The sequence below is a fragment of the Streptomyces sp. BL1 genome, assembly GCF_057628045.1.
This window is the reverse complement of the sequence record NZ_JBXYWZ010000002.1, coordinates 4060727-4073562: the sequence shown is the minus strand read 5'-3', so window position 1 is coordinate 4073562 and position 12836 is coordinate 4060727. Positions and strand designations below refer to the sequence as shown.

At 72.9% G+C, this 12836-nt stretch carries 9 protein-coding genes; 6 read left to right on the top strand and 3 right to left on the bottom strand.

The window, feature by feature from the left end:
• Positions 1-21: 21 nt before the first annotated feature.
• Positions 22-972 (bottom strand): pirin family protein, encoded by a 951-nt coding sequence (locus tag AC3AGO_RS17990; protein WP_487821232.1) that lies wholly within the window; start codon positions 970-972, stop codon positions 22-24.
• Positions 973-1221: 249 nt separating this feature from the next.
• Positions 1222-1734, bottom strand: coding sequence for an SseB family protein (locus AC3AGO_RS17985; protein ID WP_487821231.1), 513 nt, complete (start codon positions 1732-1734; stop codon positions 1222-1224).
• A 134-nt stretch (positions 1735-1868) separates the two neighbouring features.
• Here AC3AGO_RS17985 and AC3AGO_RS17980 point away from each other — a divergent pair, with 134 nt between their 5' ends.
• The 6 genes from AC3AGO_RS17980 to AC3AGO_RS17955 all read left to right on the top strand — a co-directional run bounded on the left by AC3AGO_RS17980 (position 1869) and on the right by AC3AGO_RS17955 (position 10886).
• The gene (locus tag AC3AGO_RS17980; protein WP_487821230.1) at positions 1869-3695 is read left to right on the top strand and encodes an acyl-CoA dehydrogenase; all 1827 of its coding nucleotides are present in this window, start codon (positions 1869-1871) and stop codon (positions 3693-3695) included.
• A gap of 99 nt (positions 3696-3794) precedes the next feature.
• Positions 3795-5105, top strand: a complete 1311-nt coding sequence (locus tag AC3AGO_RS17975) for a M18 family aminopeptidase (RefSeq protein ID WP_487821229.1) — start codon at positions 3795-3797, stop codon at positions 5103-5105.
• A gap of 7 nt (positions 5106-5112) precedes the next feature.
• Positions 5113-8802, top strand: coding sequence for a BTAD domain-containing putative transcriptional regulator (locus AC3AGO_RS17970; protein WP_487821228.1), 3690 nt, complete (start codon positions 5113-5115; stop codon positions 8800-8802).
• Positions 8803-8894: 92 nt separating this feature from the next.
• Positions 8895-9635 carry a DUF4232 domain-containing protein gene (locus tag AC3AGO_RS17965; RefSeq protein ID WP_487821227.1) on the top strand — a complete coding sequence of 247 codons (741 nt, stop codon included), beginning with the start codon at positions 8895-8897 and terminating at the stop codon, positions 9633-9635.
• A gap of 155 nt (positions 9636-9790) precedes the next feature.
• Entirely contained in the window at positions 9791-10528 is a 738-nt protein-coding gene (locus AC3AGO_RS17960) for a DUF4232 domain-containing protein (RefSeq protein ID WP_487821226.1), read from the top strand.
• A 136-nt stretch (positions 10529-10664) separates the two neighbouring features.
• A complete protein-coding gene (locus tag AC3AGO_RS17955) occupies positions 10665-10886 on the top strand; it encodes a hypothetical protein (RefSeq protein ID WP_487821225.1) in 222 nt (73 codons plus the stop codon).
• Positions 10887-10943: 57 nt separating this feature from the next.
• Here the strand turns inward: AC3AGO_RS17955 and AC3AGO_RS17950 are convergent, their stop codons facing one another.
• A complete protein-coding gene (locus AC3AGO_RS17950) occupies positions 10944-12773 on the bottom strand; it encodes an NHL domain-containing thioredoxin family protein (protein WP_487821224.1) in 1830 nt (609 codons plus the stop codon).
• Positions 12774-12836: the final 63 nt, after the last annotated feature.

Sequence of the window (12836 nt, the reverse complement as noted above, 5' to 3'; positions counted from 1 at the left end):
GCCGTGCGGCGCCCGCGGGGGTCAGGCCTCGCCGGGGATGCGGCCGAGCCGGCCGGCCTGGAAGTCCTCGAAGGCCTGGACGAGTTCGGCGTGGCTGTTCATCACGAACGGCCCGTAGTGCGCGACCGGTTCGCGCAGCGGCTGCCCGCCGAGCAGCACGATCTCCAGGTCCGGGGTGTTCCCGTCCTGCTGCTCGTCGGCCCGTACGGTCAGCGAGTCGCCCGTGCCGAACACCGCGGTCTGCCCGGTGTGCACGGGACGCCGGTCGGCGCCGACGGTTCCGCGCCCGGCCATCGCGTACGCCAGGGCGTTGAAGTCCCTGCGCCACGGCAGCGTGATCTCCGCGCCGGGGGAGACCGTCGCGTGGATCATCGTGATCGGGGTGTGCGTGACGCCCGGGCCCTGGTGTCCGTCGAGTTCACCGGCGATGACGCGGAGCAGGGCGCCGCCATCGGGGGTGCTCAGCAGCTTGACGTTGCCGCCGCCGATGTCCTGGTAGCGCGGCGTGGTCATCTTGTCCTTGGACGGCAGGTTCACCCACAGCTGCAGTCCGTGGAACAGGCCGCCGGAGACGACGAGTTGCTCCGGCGGGGCCTCGATGTGCAGCAGTCCGGAGCCGGCGGTCATCCACTGGGTGTCGCCGCCGTTGATGGTGCCGCCGCCGCCCTCGGAGTCCTGGTGCACGAAGGTGCCGTCGATGAGGTACGTGACGGTCTCGAAGCCGCGGTGCGGGTGCCAGGGCGTGCCCTTCGGCTCGCCCGGCGCGTACTCCACCTCGCCCATCTGATCCATCATGATGAACGGGTCCAGGTGCCGCTGGTGGACGCCCGCGAAGGCCCGGCGCACCGGGAAGCCCTCCCCCTCGAAGCCGGAGGGCGCGGTGCTGACGGCGAGCACCGGGCGGTTCTCGCCGTCGGCGGGGGCCGCGACGCGGGGGAGTTCGAGCGGGTTCTCGACGGTGATGGCGGGCATGGCGTCCTCCTCGGTTCACCATTCAATCTAGTTGAACAATGAACAACCCGCCAGTGAGTCGCATTCCCGGGGGGCGGCCGAAGCGTTTTCCCCGCCGCAGCGGCGGGCGGGCACAGCGCCGCGCACCGGCGGTATCGGCGCACGTCGCGCCCACACCGCCGACCGGATCCGCCGGACTGCTCACCGTCGCGGCGGAGAGAAACAAGGGGTCGACGCCTCAGGCGTCGCGGAGGGGCCAAGCGCCAGCCGTCACCCGTACATGCGGCGCATCGCGAAGTCGACCATCTCCTCGACCGCCTTGGCGTCGAAGACGACGCGGTGGTCGCCCTCCATGTCGAGGACGAAGCCGTACCCGGACGGCAGCAGGTCCAGCACCTCCGCGCCGGTGATCACGAAGTACTTGGACTCCTTGCCGGCGTACCCCCGCAGCTCCTTGAGCGAGGTGAACATCGGGATCACCGGCTGCTGGGTGTTGTGCAGGGCGAGGAAGCCGGGGGTGTCACCGCGCGGGCAGTAGACCTTCGAGCCGGAGAAGATCCCCTGGAAGTCCTCGGAGGACATCGAGCCCGTGGTGAAAGCCCGCACCGCCTCCTGCAGCGAGGGCGGCGTCGGCTCCGGATACGCCGGCTGGCCGTCCCCCGGCCCCGGCTGGCCGTAGGGAGGCGGCTGGGTCTGCTGGCCCGCGTACTGCTGCTGGCCGTACTGCTGCCCGCCGTGCGGATAGCCCTGCCCTGCGGACGCGGTCTGGTCGTAGCCGTACATGCGGGAAAGAGTAACCAGTCACAGAAGGGCGGTTGGGGGTTGCTTCTTATTACCGGCGGGTAGCATTATCGGTGACCGGCTATCACACCAGAACAAGCCGTACCTGCCAGACGAGTCATAACGGAGCCGTCGCCATGGGGCACTACAAGTCGAATCTCCGCGACATCGAGTTCAACCTCTTCGAGGTGCTCGGCCGCGACACGGTGTACGGCACCGGACCGTTCGCCGAGATGGACGTCGAGACCGCGAAGAGCGTGCTGTCGGAGATCGCGCGCCTTGCCGAGAACGAGCTGGCCGCCTCCTACGAGGAGAGCGACCGCAACCCGCCGGTCTTCGACCCGGAGACCAACACCGCGCCCGTTCCCGCCGCCTTCAAGAAGAGCTACCAGGCCTACATGGACGCCGAGTGGTGGCGCCTGGGCATCCCGGAGGAGATCGGCGGCACCACCGCGCCGCGCTCGCTGCTCTGGGGCTTCGCGGAAACGATTCTTGGGTCCAACCCGGCCGTGTGGATGTACGCCTCGGGCCCGGCCTTCGCCGGCGTTCTCCACGAGGAGGGCACCGACGAGCAGCACAAGATCGCCAAGCTGATGGCGGACAAGCAGTGGGGCTCCACGATGGTGCTCACCGAGCCGGACGCCGGCTCGGACGTCGGCGCCGGCCGTGCGAAAGCCACGCAGCAGGACGACGGTTCGTGGCACATCGAGGGTGTGAAGCGCTTCATCACCTCCGGTGAGCACGACATGTCCGAGAACATCGTGCACTTCGTGCTGGCCCGCCCCGAGGGCCACGGCCCGGGCACCAAGGGCCTCTCGCTGTTCATCGTGCCGAAGTTCGACTTCGACTGGGAGACCGGCGAGCTGGGCGGGCGCAACGGCGTCTACGCCACCAACGTCGAGCACAAGATGGGCCTGAAGGCCTCCAACACCTGCGAGATGACCTTCGGCGCCAACGCCCCCGCCAAGGGCTGGCTGCTGGGCGAGAAGCACGACGGCATCCGCCAGATGTTCAAGATCATCGAGTTCGCGCGGATGATGGTCGGTACGAAGGCCATCGCCACCCTCTCGACGGGCTACCTGAACGCGCTGGAGTACGCCAAGGAGCGCGTGCAGGGCGCCGACCTGGCGCAGTTCACGGACAAGAAGGCGCCGCGCGTCACCATCACCCACCACCCGGACGTGCGCCGCTCGCTGATGACGCAGAAGGCGTACGCGGAGGGCATGCGCGCCCTGGTGCTCTACACCGCCACCGTGCAGGACCAGATCCTCGTCAAGGAGCACGACGGCGAGGACGCCTCGGCCGAGACGCGGCTCAACGACCTGCTGCTGCCGATCGTCAAGGGCTACGGCTCGGAGAAGTCGTACGAGCAGCTGGCGCAGTCGCTGCAGACCCTGGGCGGCTCCGGCTACCTGCAGGAGTACCCGGTCGAGCAGTACATCCGGGACTCCAAGATCGACACCCTCTACGAGGGCACCACCGCGATCCAGGGCCAGGACTTCTTCTTCCGCAAGGTCGTCCGCGACCAGGGCCAGGCCATGACGGCCCTCTCGGAGGAGATCAAGAAGTTCCTGTCCGAGGCGCAGGGCGGCGAGGACCTGGCCCCGGCCCGGGACCAGCTGTCGCAGGCCGCCGTGGACCTGGAGGCGATCGTCGGCGCCATGCTGACCGACCTCGCCGCCACCGAGAAGGACGTCAAGTCCATCTACAAGGTGGGCCTCAACACCACCCGCTTCCTGCTCGCCTCGGGCGACGTCGTCATCGGCTACCTGCTGCTGCGCGGCGCCGCTGTCGCGGCCGGGAAGCTGGCCTCGGCCTCCGCGAAGGACAAGCCGTTCTACGAGGGCAAGATCGCCGCGGCGAAGTTCTTCGCCGCGAACGTGCTGCCGAACCTGCGGATCCAGCGCGAACTGGCCGAGTCCGTCGACCAGTCGGTGATGGAGCTCGACGAAGCGGCGTTCTGACCTCCCCGGAACTCGCCTCGCGGCAACCCCTCATCACGAACGCCCCGCTTCACCCGGTCAGGGAGGAGCGGGGCGTTTCGGGTTCGTATCCTGAAGTGCATGAGTTCCAGCTCCGAGCGCCCCGCTCCTTCCCCGCAGCCCTTCGACCGTGCGCACACCGACGGCCTCATCGGCTTCCTCGCCGCCTCCCCCACGCCGTACCACGCGGTCGCGAACGCCGGTGAGCTGCTGGAGAAGGCGGGCTTCCGGCGGCTGCACGAGACGGACGCGTGGGACTCCTCGGCGGGCGGCAAGTACGTGCTGCGCGGCGGGGCGCTCATCGCCTGGTACGTCCCCGAGAGCGCCACACCCGCCACCCCGTTCCGGATCGTCGGCGCGCACACCGACTCCCCCAATCTGCGGGTGAAGCCGGTCCCGGACAGCGGCGCCAACGGCTGGCGTCAGATCGCCGTGGAGGTCTACGGCGGGACGCTCCTCAACACCTGGCTCGACCGCGACCTGGGGCTCGCCGGGCGGCTCTCGCTGCGCGACGGCACGACGCGGCTGGTGAACGTGGACCGCCCGCTGCTCCGCGTACCGCAGCTCGCCATCCATCTCGACCGGCAGGTCAACGACGGGCTGAAGCTGGACCGTCAGCGGCACATGCAGCCCGTGTGGGGGCTGGGCACACCGCAGGAGGGCGACCTCGTCAGGTTCCTCGCGGAGGAGGCCGAGCTGGCCGAACACGACATCGCCGGCTGGGACTTGATGACGCACAGCGTCGAGCCGCCCGCCTATCTGGGCCGCGACCGGGAGCTCGTCGCCGGTCCGCGGATGGACAACCTGCTGTCCGTGCACGCCGGCGCCGCCGCGCTCGCCGCGGCCGCGGAGGGCGACCCCGGCTGCATCCCGGTGCTCGCCGCCTTCGACCACGAGGAGAACGGCAGCCAGTCCGACACCGGCGCCGACGGCCCGCTGCTGGGCAACGTGCTGGAACGTTCTGTCTTCGCGCGCGGCGGCGGCTACGAGGACCGGGCGCGGGCCTACGCGGGCACCGTGTGCCTCTCCTCCGACACCGGGCACGCCGTGCACCCCAACTACGCGGAACGGCACGACCCGGGGCACCACCCGATGCCGAACGGCGGGCCGATCCTGAAGGTCAACGTCAACCAGCGGTACGCCACGGACGGGCCGGGCCGCGCCGTGTTCGCCGCGGCCTGTGAGCAGGCCGGTGTGCCGTGGCAGAGCTTCGTGTCCAACAACGCGATGCCCTGCGGCACGACGATCGGGCCCATCACCGCGGCGCGGCACGGGATTTCGACCGTCGACATCGGCGTCGCGATCCTCTCCATGCACTCGGCCCGCGAACTGTGCGGCGCGGACGACCCGTACCTGCTGGCGAACTGCCTCTCCGCCTTCCTGGCGGGCTGATCCGGGCGTGGAATTCCGCTTGCTCGGCCCGGTCGCCGCTGTCGACGCGGGCGGGCCCCTCCCGCTCGGGCCGCTGAAGCGGCGCAGCCTGCTGGCCGCGCTGCTGCTCAGCCCCAACTCGCCCGTGTCGACCGACCGGTTGGCCGAGGCGCTGTGGGAGGAGGAGCCCCCGCTGCACGCGCGCACCGTGATCCAGGGTCATGTGTCCCGGCTGCGGGCGCTGCTGGCGGACACGGGCATGTCCGCGTACGGGGTCGAACTGGCCACGCACGAGAGCGCGTACGCCCTGCTGCTGCCCGGCGAGATCCTCGACTCCGGACGGTTCGAGGACCTCGTGCACCTCGCCTCCCGGCAGCGGGACACCGCCGACAGCGCGCTGATGCTGCGCGAGGCGCTGGCCCTGTGGCAGGGGCCCGCGCTGACCGGCACGGTGGCCAGCGGGCCGCTGCGCGCGGCGGCGCGGGCGCTGGAGGAGAGCCGGCTGGTGGCGGTGGAGCGGCTGGCCGGGGTGTACGGACAGCTCGGTACGCCGGGGCAGGCGGTGGCGCTGCTGCGCGCCGAGACGGTCGCGCATCCGCTGCGGGAGACGCTGCTCGCGGCGCTGATCCGCGCGCTCGACGCGGCGGGCCAGCAGTCCGAGGCGCTGGCGTCCTACCACCGGGCCCGACGGCTCCTCGCCGAGGAGTTGGGCGTCGACCCGGGGCCTGCGCTGCGCGAGGCGTACGAAGGGGTGCTGCGCGGGCCCGCGTTCGACATGCGGACCGGCCGGGAGGCGGACTCGGGGCCGGCGGGGGAGTCGGAACGGGAGCCCGCGCAGGGGGCGGTACGGGAGCCGGAGCCCGTGGGTGGGACGGCACCCGCGCCTGTACGGGAACCGGGGACGGAGCGGATACCGGAGCCGCGGCCGGAGGCCGGCCAGGGCGCGGGCCGGAGCCCGGATGCGGCGCGGGGGAGACCCGGCGGACCGGGGCCCGACGGGTCGGGCGCCGGGGCCGAGGGCCGGGACGGGGCCGGGGTCGGAGCTGGGGGCGATTCCGGGTCCGGGTCCGGGACTTCCGCTGAGGACGGGCAAACGGCCGGCGTGGTGCGGCCGGGGACGGATGTGGCGCCGCCCATGGACTCCGTTGCGGGCGCGGGCACTTCGAGCGCGGGCGCCTCGGTCGCGGACACACCCGGCGCGGACACACCCGGCGCGGGCACTGCGGGTGCCGCAGGCACCGCGGGCACGGACACTCCCGGCGAGGCGGACGCCGGTACGGGAGCGGCCGACGCCACGCACGGCGCGCCCCGTGACGGGGGCGCCCACGCCGTACCGCGGCTGCTCCCCCGTACTCCGCGCGGCTTCACGGGGCGGGTGTCCGAACTGGCCGCGCTGGACCGGGCGCTGGGCATCCCGGAGGGGGCGCCCGGAGGTGGGGCGACGGAGGCTGCCCGGGCCGTGGAGGGCGTCGGCACGGCGGAGTCGAACCGGTCGGCAGGGTCAACCGGGGCGGTGGACAGGGGAGTTGCCGAGGTCACGGTGGCTCCCCGGGAGGCCGCCGCCCGGTCCGTGGAAGGTCTCAGCGCGGCAGAGGGGGGCCGCCCGGCAGGGGCAACCGGCGTGGCCGGCAGCGGAGTTGACGGCGTCACGGCCGCACTCCCGGGGCCCGGTGAAGAAGAGGGGCCGGTCGCCCTGGTGACCGGGCCTGCCGGGGTCGGCAAGACCGCGCTCGCCGTGCACTGGGCGCACCGCCGTACCGCGGCCTTCCCTGACGGTGTGCTCCACGCGGACCTGCACGGCTTCCGCGACGGCGAGACACCGGACGTCACCACGGAGGGCGCGGAGAACGACGGGACCGCGGGCCCCGGAGAGACCGCGACGGCCCGCGAGACCGGGGGCAAGCCCCGGCAACCGGGCGCAGTCCTGCGGGAGTTCCTGCTCACGCTCGGGCTTCCGGCCCGGCAGATCCCGGAGAGCACGGAGGGGGCGGCCGCGCGCTTCCGCGAACTCGTCGCGGACCGCAGGCTCCTGGTCGTCCTCGACAACGCCCGCGACTCCGCGCAGGTCCGCCCGCTGCTGCCCGGCGGTCCGCGCTGCGCCACCGTCGTCACCGGCCGCAACCGGCTGGAGGGCCTCATCGCCTCGGACTGCGCCCGCCCCGTGCCCGTACGGGCGCTCGACGAGGCGGACAGCGCCGAGCTGTTCGTCCGCGCGCTCGGGCCGGGGCGCGGCGACGCCGGGAACGACCCGGGCGCGGTACGCCGCGTGGCGCGGCTCTGCGGCGGGCTGCCGCTCGCGCTGCGGATCGCCGCGGCCCGGCTGACCGGCCGCCCGCAGTGGACGGCCGGCGCCCTCGCGGACGAACTGGAGGACGAGGAGCGAAGACTGGCGCTGCTGTCGGTGGAGGGCGCCGGGGTGGGCTCGGCGCTGCGCGCCTCCGTCGCGCGGCTCTCCGGCGACGACGTACGGCTCCTCGGAGCCCTCGCGCACTCGGTCACCCGCGAACTCGACGTGTACGCCGCGGCCTCCCTCGCCGGAACCGGAACCGGACCCGGAACCGAAGCCGGTGCCGGGGCCGTGGACGGCACCGGGGCAGGTCTGGAGCGGCTGGCCGCCGCGCATCTCGTCGACGAGGAGACGCCCGGCCGGTACGTGCTGCACGACCTCACCCGGCTGCACGCGCGCGGGCTGCGCACGCTCGCGCCGGAGGAGGCCGTACGCCGCCAGACCGACCACTGGCTGCGCGCCCAGCACGCCGCGGGGAAGGCCGTGGACCCGTCGGGGCGGCGTACCTGTGCGCTGCCCGCGGAGTGCGAACAGGGCGGGCCCGTACCGGAGTTCGCGTCCCGGGAGGCGGCCCGCACCTGGTACACCCGCGAGCAGGGCTCGCTGCTCGCGGCCTGCCGGGCCGCCGCCGCGCTCGGCGACCACGAGCGCACCTGGCGGCTCGGCGCCCTGCTCTGGCCCCTCATCCTGTGGCGGCCGCACCCCCGTTGGGCGGCCCCGCTGCGGCAGGCGCTGTACGCCGCCGAGGCCGCCGGCAGCGACGAGGGCGTGGGCCGGCTGACGGCGACGGTCGGGCTGCTGCTGGTGGAGACCGGCCGGCTCCGGGACGCCTCGGAGCACCTGGAGGCGTCGGTCGAGCCGATGCGGCGCGCCGGACTGACCGAATACGCGGCGCCCTCACTGGTGTTGCTGGGCATGTGCCGCAACCGCCTGGACGATCCGGAGGGCGCCCTGGAGGCCCAGCGCCGCGCCCACGTGACGGCCCGCGACGCGCAACTGGTGATCGCCCCCGCGCTGGAGCACCACTACGCGGCCCAACATGCCGTGGAGCAGGGCGACTTCGAAGCTGCCTCCCGGTACGCGGCGCGCGCGGTGGAGGAGGTGCCGCCGGGCGAACCGGAGGGGTGGCGGGCGCTGTTGTGGGAGTCGTACGGCATCGCGCTGCACCGTGCCGGGCTGCACCGGGAGACGTACGAGGCGCTGTCCGAGGTGCTCGCGGCGACCGAGGAGGAGGACATGCCCGCCCGTACGGCCGGGGCGCTCCAGCACCTCGGGGCGATCGCGGCGGCCCTGGACGAGCCGGGGCACGGCGCGGAGTACCGGCGGCAGGCGGAGGAGCTGCGGCAGAGGCTGCTGCGGCAGGGGGCGGAGCTGACGGACGCCGTACAGGTGCCGGAGTACGCGGCGTACGAGTCCGGTGAGGCGCGTTAGCCAGGTGTTAGCGGTACGGCAGCCGGACGCCAGCGGGGCCGCGCACGGTTGTCCGTGTCACCGACCGATCCACCGACCGGGGGAGCACCACCATGCGCAGCACCGCACGCACCACCGCCCGCAGCCGCAGGAACACCGGCCTGGCCGTCGCCGCGCTGGCGGCGCTGTCCCTGACCATGACGGCCTGCCAGGGCGGCGAGACCGACGCGTCCGCCAAGCCCTCCGACAACGCCTCCACCGGCGCCTCGCAGGACAGCGGATCGCAGAACGGCGGCGCGCAGGAGGGCAGTTCGCAGGAAGGCGGTTCGCAGGAGGGCGCCGCGAAGGCCGGCTCCGGGCAGGAGGCCGAGGCGCAGGCGGGCTCGGGCACCGGCGCCTCGAAGCAGAACGTGGGCACCTCCACCGCCGTCTGCAAGACCGAGGACCTGTACATCGACTTCGTGCGGAACGGCGCGGACGCGCCGCGGCCCGGCACCGACGAACAGCAGACCGCCACGCTCACCTTCACCAACAGGGGCCCGGAGACCTGCGCCCTCAACGGCTACCCCGGCATCACGCTCAAGGACGCCGCCGGGAAGACCGACTGGGACCTGCGCCGGCAGGCCGGCACCAAGGTCGGCCAGGTCTCGCTGAAGCCCGGCGCGACGACCAACGCGAAGCTCACGTTCCTGGGCGAGAAGGGCGACAGCGGCGACGGCTGGAAGCCCGCCAAGGTCGTCGTCACCCCGCCGAACGAGACGCACTCCCGCACCGTCGACTGGCCCTTCGGCGACGTCCAGCTCCAGGACGCCGCCACCCGCCCGGGCACCTTCATCGGCCAGGTCGGCGGCTGACCAGCGGAAACTCCGGCGTACGAAGGACGACTCCGCCGCCCCCGGTCCGGCCGGGGGCGGCGCGCGCCTCGTATCCTCACAGCGCACGTGTACGCCCGTACACGTCGACCACTCGCACCGCGCACGACCAGCGCACGAAACGGGGCATCAGCACCATGCGCAGCACCGCAGTCCGGACCCACGGGATCTCCACCGGGCGCCGCAGGCACGCCGTTCTGGCCGTCACCGCGCTCGCGGCCCTGTCGCTGACCGCGACCGCCTGCGGCGCCGGCGAGGACGCCGCGAAGGCCGGTGTCACGTACAGCACCGCGCCGAAGCAGAGCAAGGACCTCGCGGGGCAGCCCAGTTCGGACGAGGACCCCGGGATGAAGAAGGCCGGCAGCGGCGCTCCGGACTGCAAGACCGCCGATCTGTCCATCAAGGGCCTCTACTCGGATCCCGACGGCAAGGACCCGGTGGTGCCCAGGAAGACCGTCCAACAGCACACGGCCATCAGCTTCGTGAACAAGGGCGCGCACAAGTGTGTGCTGAACGGCTTCCCCGGCGTCACCTTCGAGGGCGGCAAGGAGAAGGACCCGGCGGACACCACGGGGAAGCTCCAGTGGGATCTGCCCCGCTCCGGCGACAAGCCGGCGCCGGTCACTCTCGGCCCGGGCAGGACGGCGTGGGCCCCGCTCACGTTCCTCTCCGAAGACGAGGACAGCAGCCTGTCGGAGGACGAGGACGGCGGCAAGGACGGCTGGTACCCGAAGAAGCTCGAGGTCACCCCGCCGAACGAGACCCGCTCCGTCACCCTCGACTGGCCGTGGGGCAACATCCGCCTGCAGGACGGCGCGAAGAGTTCCGGTACGTTCGTCCACCCGCTCGGCACCGGGCCGCGCGCGGCGGAGTAGCGCCGGAAGCGGGGAAGGCCGAAAACCTGCCCCCCGCAAGGGAATTGGCGCCGCGGCTGATTGCTCCCCCACCGGCCGGGTACCCGCCGCCTCGTACGGGCCCGCAGAGAAGCCAACCGGCAGGGAGGCGCAATCGATGGGCATCGTCATCTGCATCGCCATGATGGCCCTGGGGGCGATCCTCACCCTGGGCGTCAGCTGGGACGTCAGCGGCGCCAACATCGACGTGATCGGTCTGATCCTGCTGCTCGTCGGCACGATCGGACTGTGCGCGTACATCAGCATCTTCAAGCGGCGCCGCGTGCAGGCACCGCGGCCCGCCGCGCCGGTGGAAGAGGAGATGCACCACTGGGAGTGAAACGGCGGCGCCCGGCAGCGCCCCGCTCGGTCGCGGGGCACGGCCGGGCGCGTCGTGTCAGCCTTCGCTGTCCAGTCCGGCCAGCACCAGCGGCAGCCGTCCGGCGCCGCCGTCGGTCACCCGCACCGGAACTCCCCAGTCCTGCTGGTGCACATGGCAGGCCGGGAACTCGATGTCCGGCGCGTCGTCGCAGGACGCGGCCATCGCGCTGACGTGCAGCACGCCCTCGGTGACCGCGTCGTTCAGCGTGAGGTCCCGGCTGAGGTCGGTGCCCTGGCCTTCGCCGTCCGCGAGGAGTTCGGGCGGGGTCGCGCTGACGAGCAGCCGCGTGGACGGGCCGTACCGCTCGTCCAGCTTCTGTCCCGCCGGCGCCTGGAAGACCACGTCGAGGCGCAGCTTGCCCGGCGCGATATCGGTGGCCGCGCGCTGCGTGCGGTGCGCGACGGACTCGACCCGTACGGCCTCCTCCGGCAGCCGCAGCCGCGTCAGCCGGTGCCGCGCCGACTCCACGACGACGATGTCGTCGCCGACGAGCAGCGCGTCCGAGGGCTCCCGCAGATCGGTGGCGAGCGTGGTCACCTCACCGGTCGACGGGTCGTAGCGGCGCAGCGCGTGGTTGTACGTGTCGCTCACCGCGACCGAGCCGTCCGGCAGCGCCGTGACCCCCAACGGGTGCTGGAACAGGGCCTGTCCGGCCTCCCCGTCGCGGTGCCCGAAGTCGAAGAGCCCGGTGCCCACGGCCGTACGGACGGCGAAGCCCGCACCGTCCCGCTCGGCCCACCGCAGGGCGCTGGTCTCGGAGTCGGCGATCCACAGCCGCTCGCCGTCGGCTGATACGGACAGCCCCGAGGGCTGCGCGAACCAGGATTCCGCGGCGGGCCCGTCGACCAGGCCCTCGTTCGTGGTGCCCGCGGCGGCGCCGACGGTGCCGCTCTCCGGGTCGTACGTCCACAGCTGGTGGACACCCGCCATCGCGATCCACAGCCGGTCCGCGAACCAGGCCACGTCCCACGGCGAGGACAGCGCCACCTCGCGCGCGGGCCCGTCGTCCGGTGAGCCCTGCCACCACTGCTCGCCGGTGCCGGCCAGCGTGGTCACGTCGCCGGTGGCCGGATCGACGCGGCGCAGCAGGTGGTTGACGCTGTCCGCGACGGCGACGGCGCCGTCCGGGAGCAGCGCGAGCCCCTGCGGTTCGCTGAACTCCGCGCGGTCCACGGGCCCGTCCTGCGCGCCCCGCTCGCCGGTGCCGATCCTGCGGACGACGGTCTCGCCGTCCCCGTCGAGCTCCACCAGCTGGTGCCGGGTGGTATCGGAGACGAGGAAGTGCCCGCTGCCGGGCAGCGTCAGCGCCTTCCCGGGGAAGCGCAGATCGGTGGCCACCGGCTCCGGCGGTACGTACGGACCGTCGCCGCGGTGCAGGGTTCCCTTGGCGGCGTGCTCCTGCTCCAGCTGCTCGACCAGTGCCTCGATGGCGTGCGCGTGTCCTTCACCGGCGTGCTGCGCGACGACGTAGCCCTCGGGGTCGATGACGACGAGGGTGGGCCAGGCCCGCACCGCGTACTGCTTCCACGTCGCCAGCTCGGGGTCGTCGAGGACGGGGTGGTGGACCTCGTACCGTTCGACGGCGTCCACGACGGCCTGGTGCTCGGCCTCGTGCACGAACTTCGGCGAGTGCACGCCGACGATCACCACGGTGTCGCTGTGCCGCTCCTCCAGCTCCCGCAGTTCGTCGAGAACGTGCAGGCAGTTGATGCAGCAGAAGGTCCAGAAGTCGAGAACGGTGATCTTCCCTCGCAGGTCGGCGAGGGTGAGGTCGTTACCGCCGGTGTTCAGCCAGCCGCCCTTGCCGGTGAGCTCGGGCGCCCGGACGCGCGCGTGTGCAGCCATAACCCCATCCAACAGCGCGTTCCCGTGTCCGCATTCCCCGGGGCGGGTGTGTCACCTGCCGCT

What these genes read in the sequence shown, in the direction of transcription:
- AC3AGO_RS17955 (WP_487821225.1), top strand. Translation starts at nt 10,665, where the DNA reads ATGGGCATCGTCATCTGCATCGCCATGATGGCCCTGGGGGCGATCCTC.
- AC3AGO_RS17980 (WP_487821230.1), top strand. Translation starts at nt 1,869, where the DNA reads ATGGGGCACTACAAGTCGAATCTCCGCGACATCGAGTTCAACCTCTTC.
- AC3AGO_RS17990 (WP_487821232.1), bottom strand. Translation starts at nt 972, where the DNA reads ATGCCCGCCATCACCGTCGAGAACCCGCTCGAACTCCCCCGCGTCGCG.
- AC3AGO_RS17960 (WP_487821226.1), top strand. Translation starts at nt 9,791, where the DNA reads ATGCGCAGCACCGCAGTCCGGACCCACGGGATCTCCACCGGGCGCCGC.
- AC3AGO_RS17985 (WP_487821231.1), bottom strand. Translation starts at nt 1,734, where the DNA reads ATGTACGGCTACGACCAGACCGCGTCCGCAGGGCAGGGCTATCCGCAC.
- AC3AGO_RS17965 (WP_487821227.1), top strand. Translation starts at nt 8,895, where the DNA reads ATGCGCAGCACCGCACGCACCACCGCCCGCAGCCGCAGGAACACCGGC.
- AC3AGO_RS17975 (WP_487821229.1), top strand. Translation starts at nt 3,795, where the DNA reads ATGAGTTCCAGCTCCGAGCGCCCCGCTCCTTCCCCGCAGCCCTTCGAC.
- AC3AGO_RS17950 (WP_487821224.1), bottom strand. Translation starts at nt 12,773, where the DNA reads ATGGCTGCACACGCGCGCGTCCGGGCGCCCGAGCTCACCGGCAAGGGC.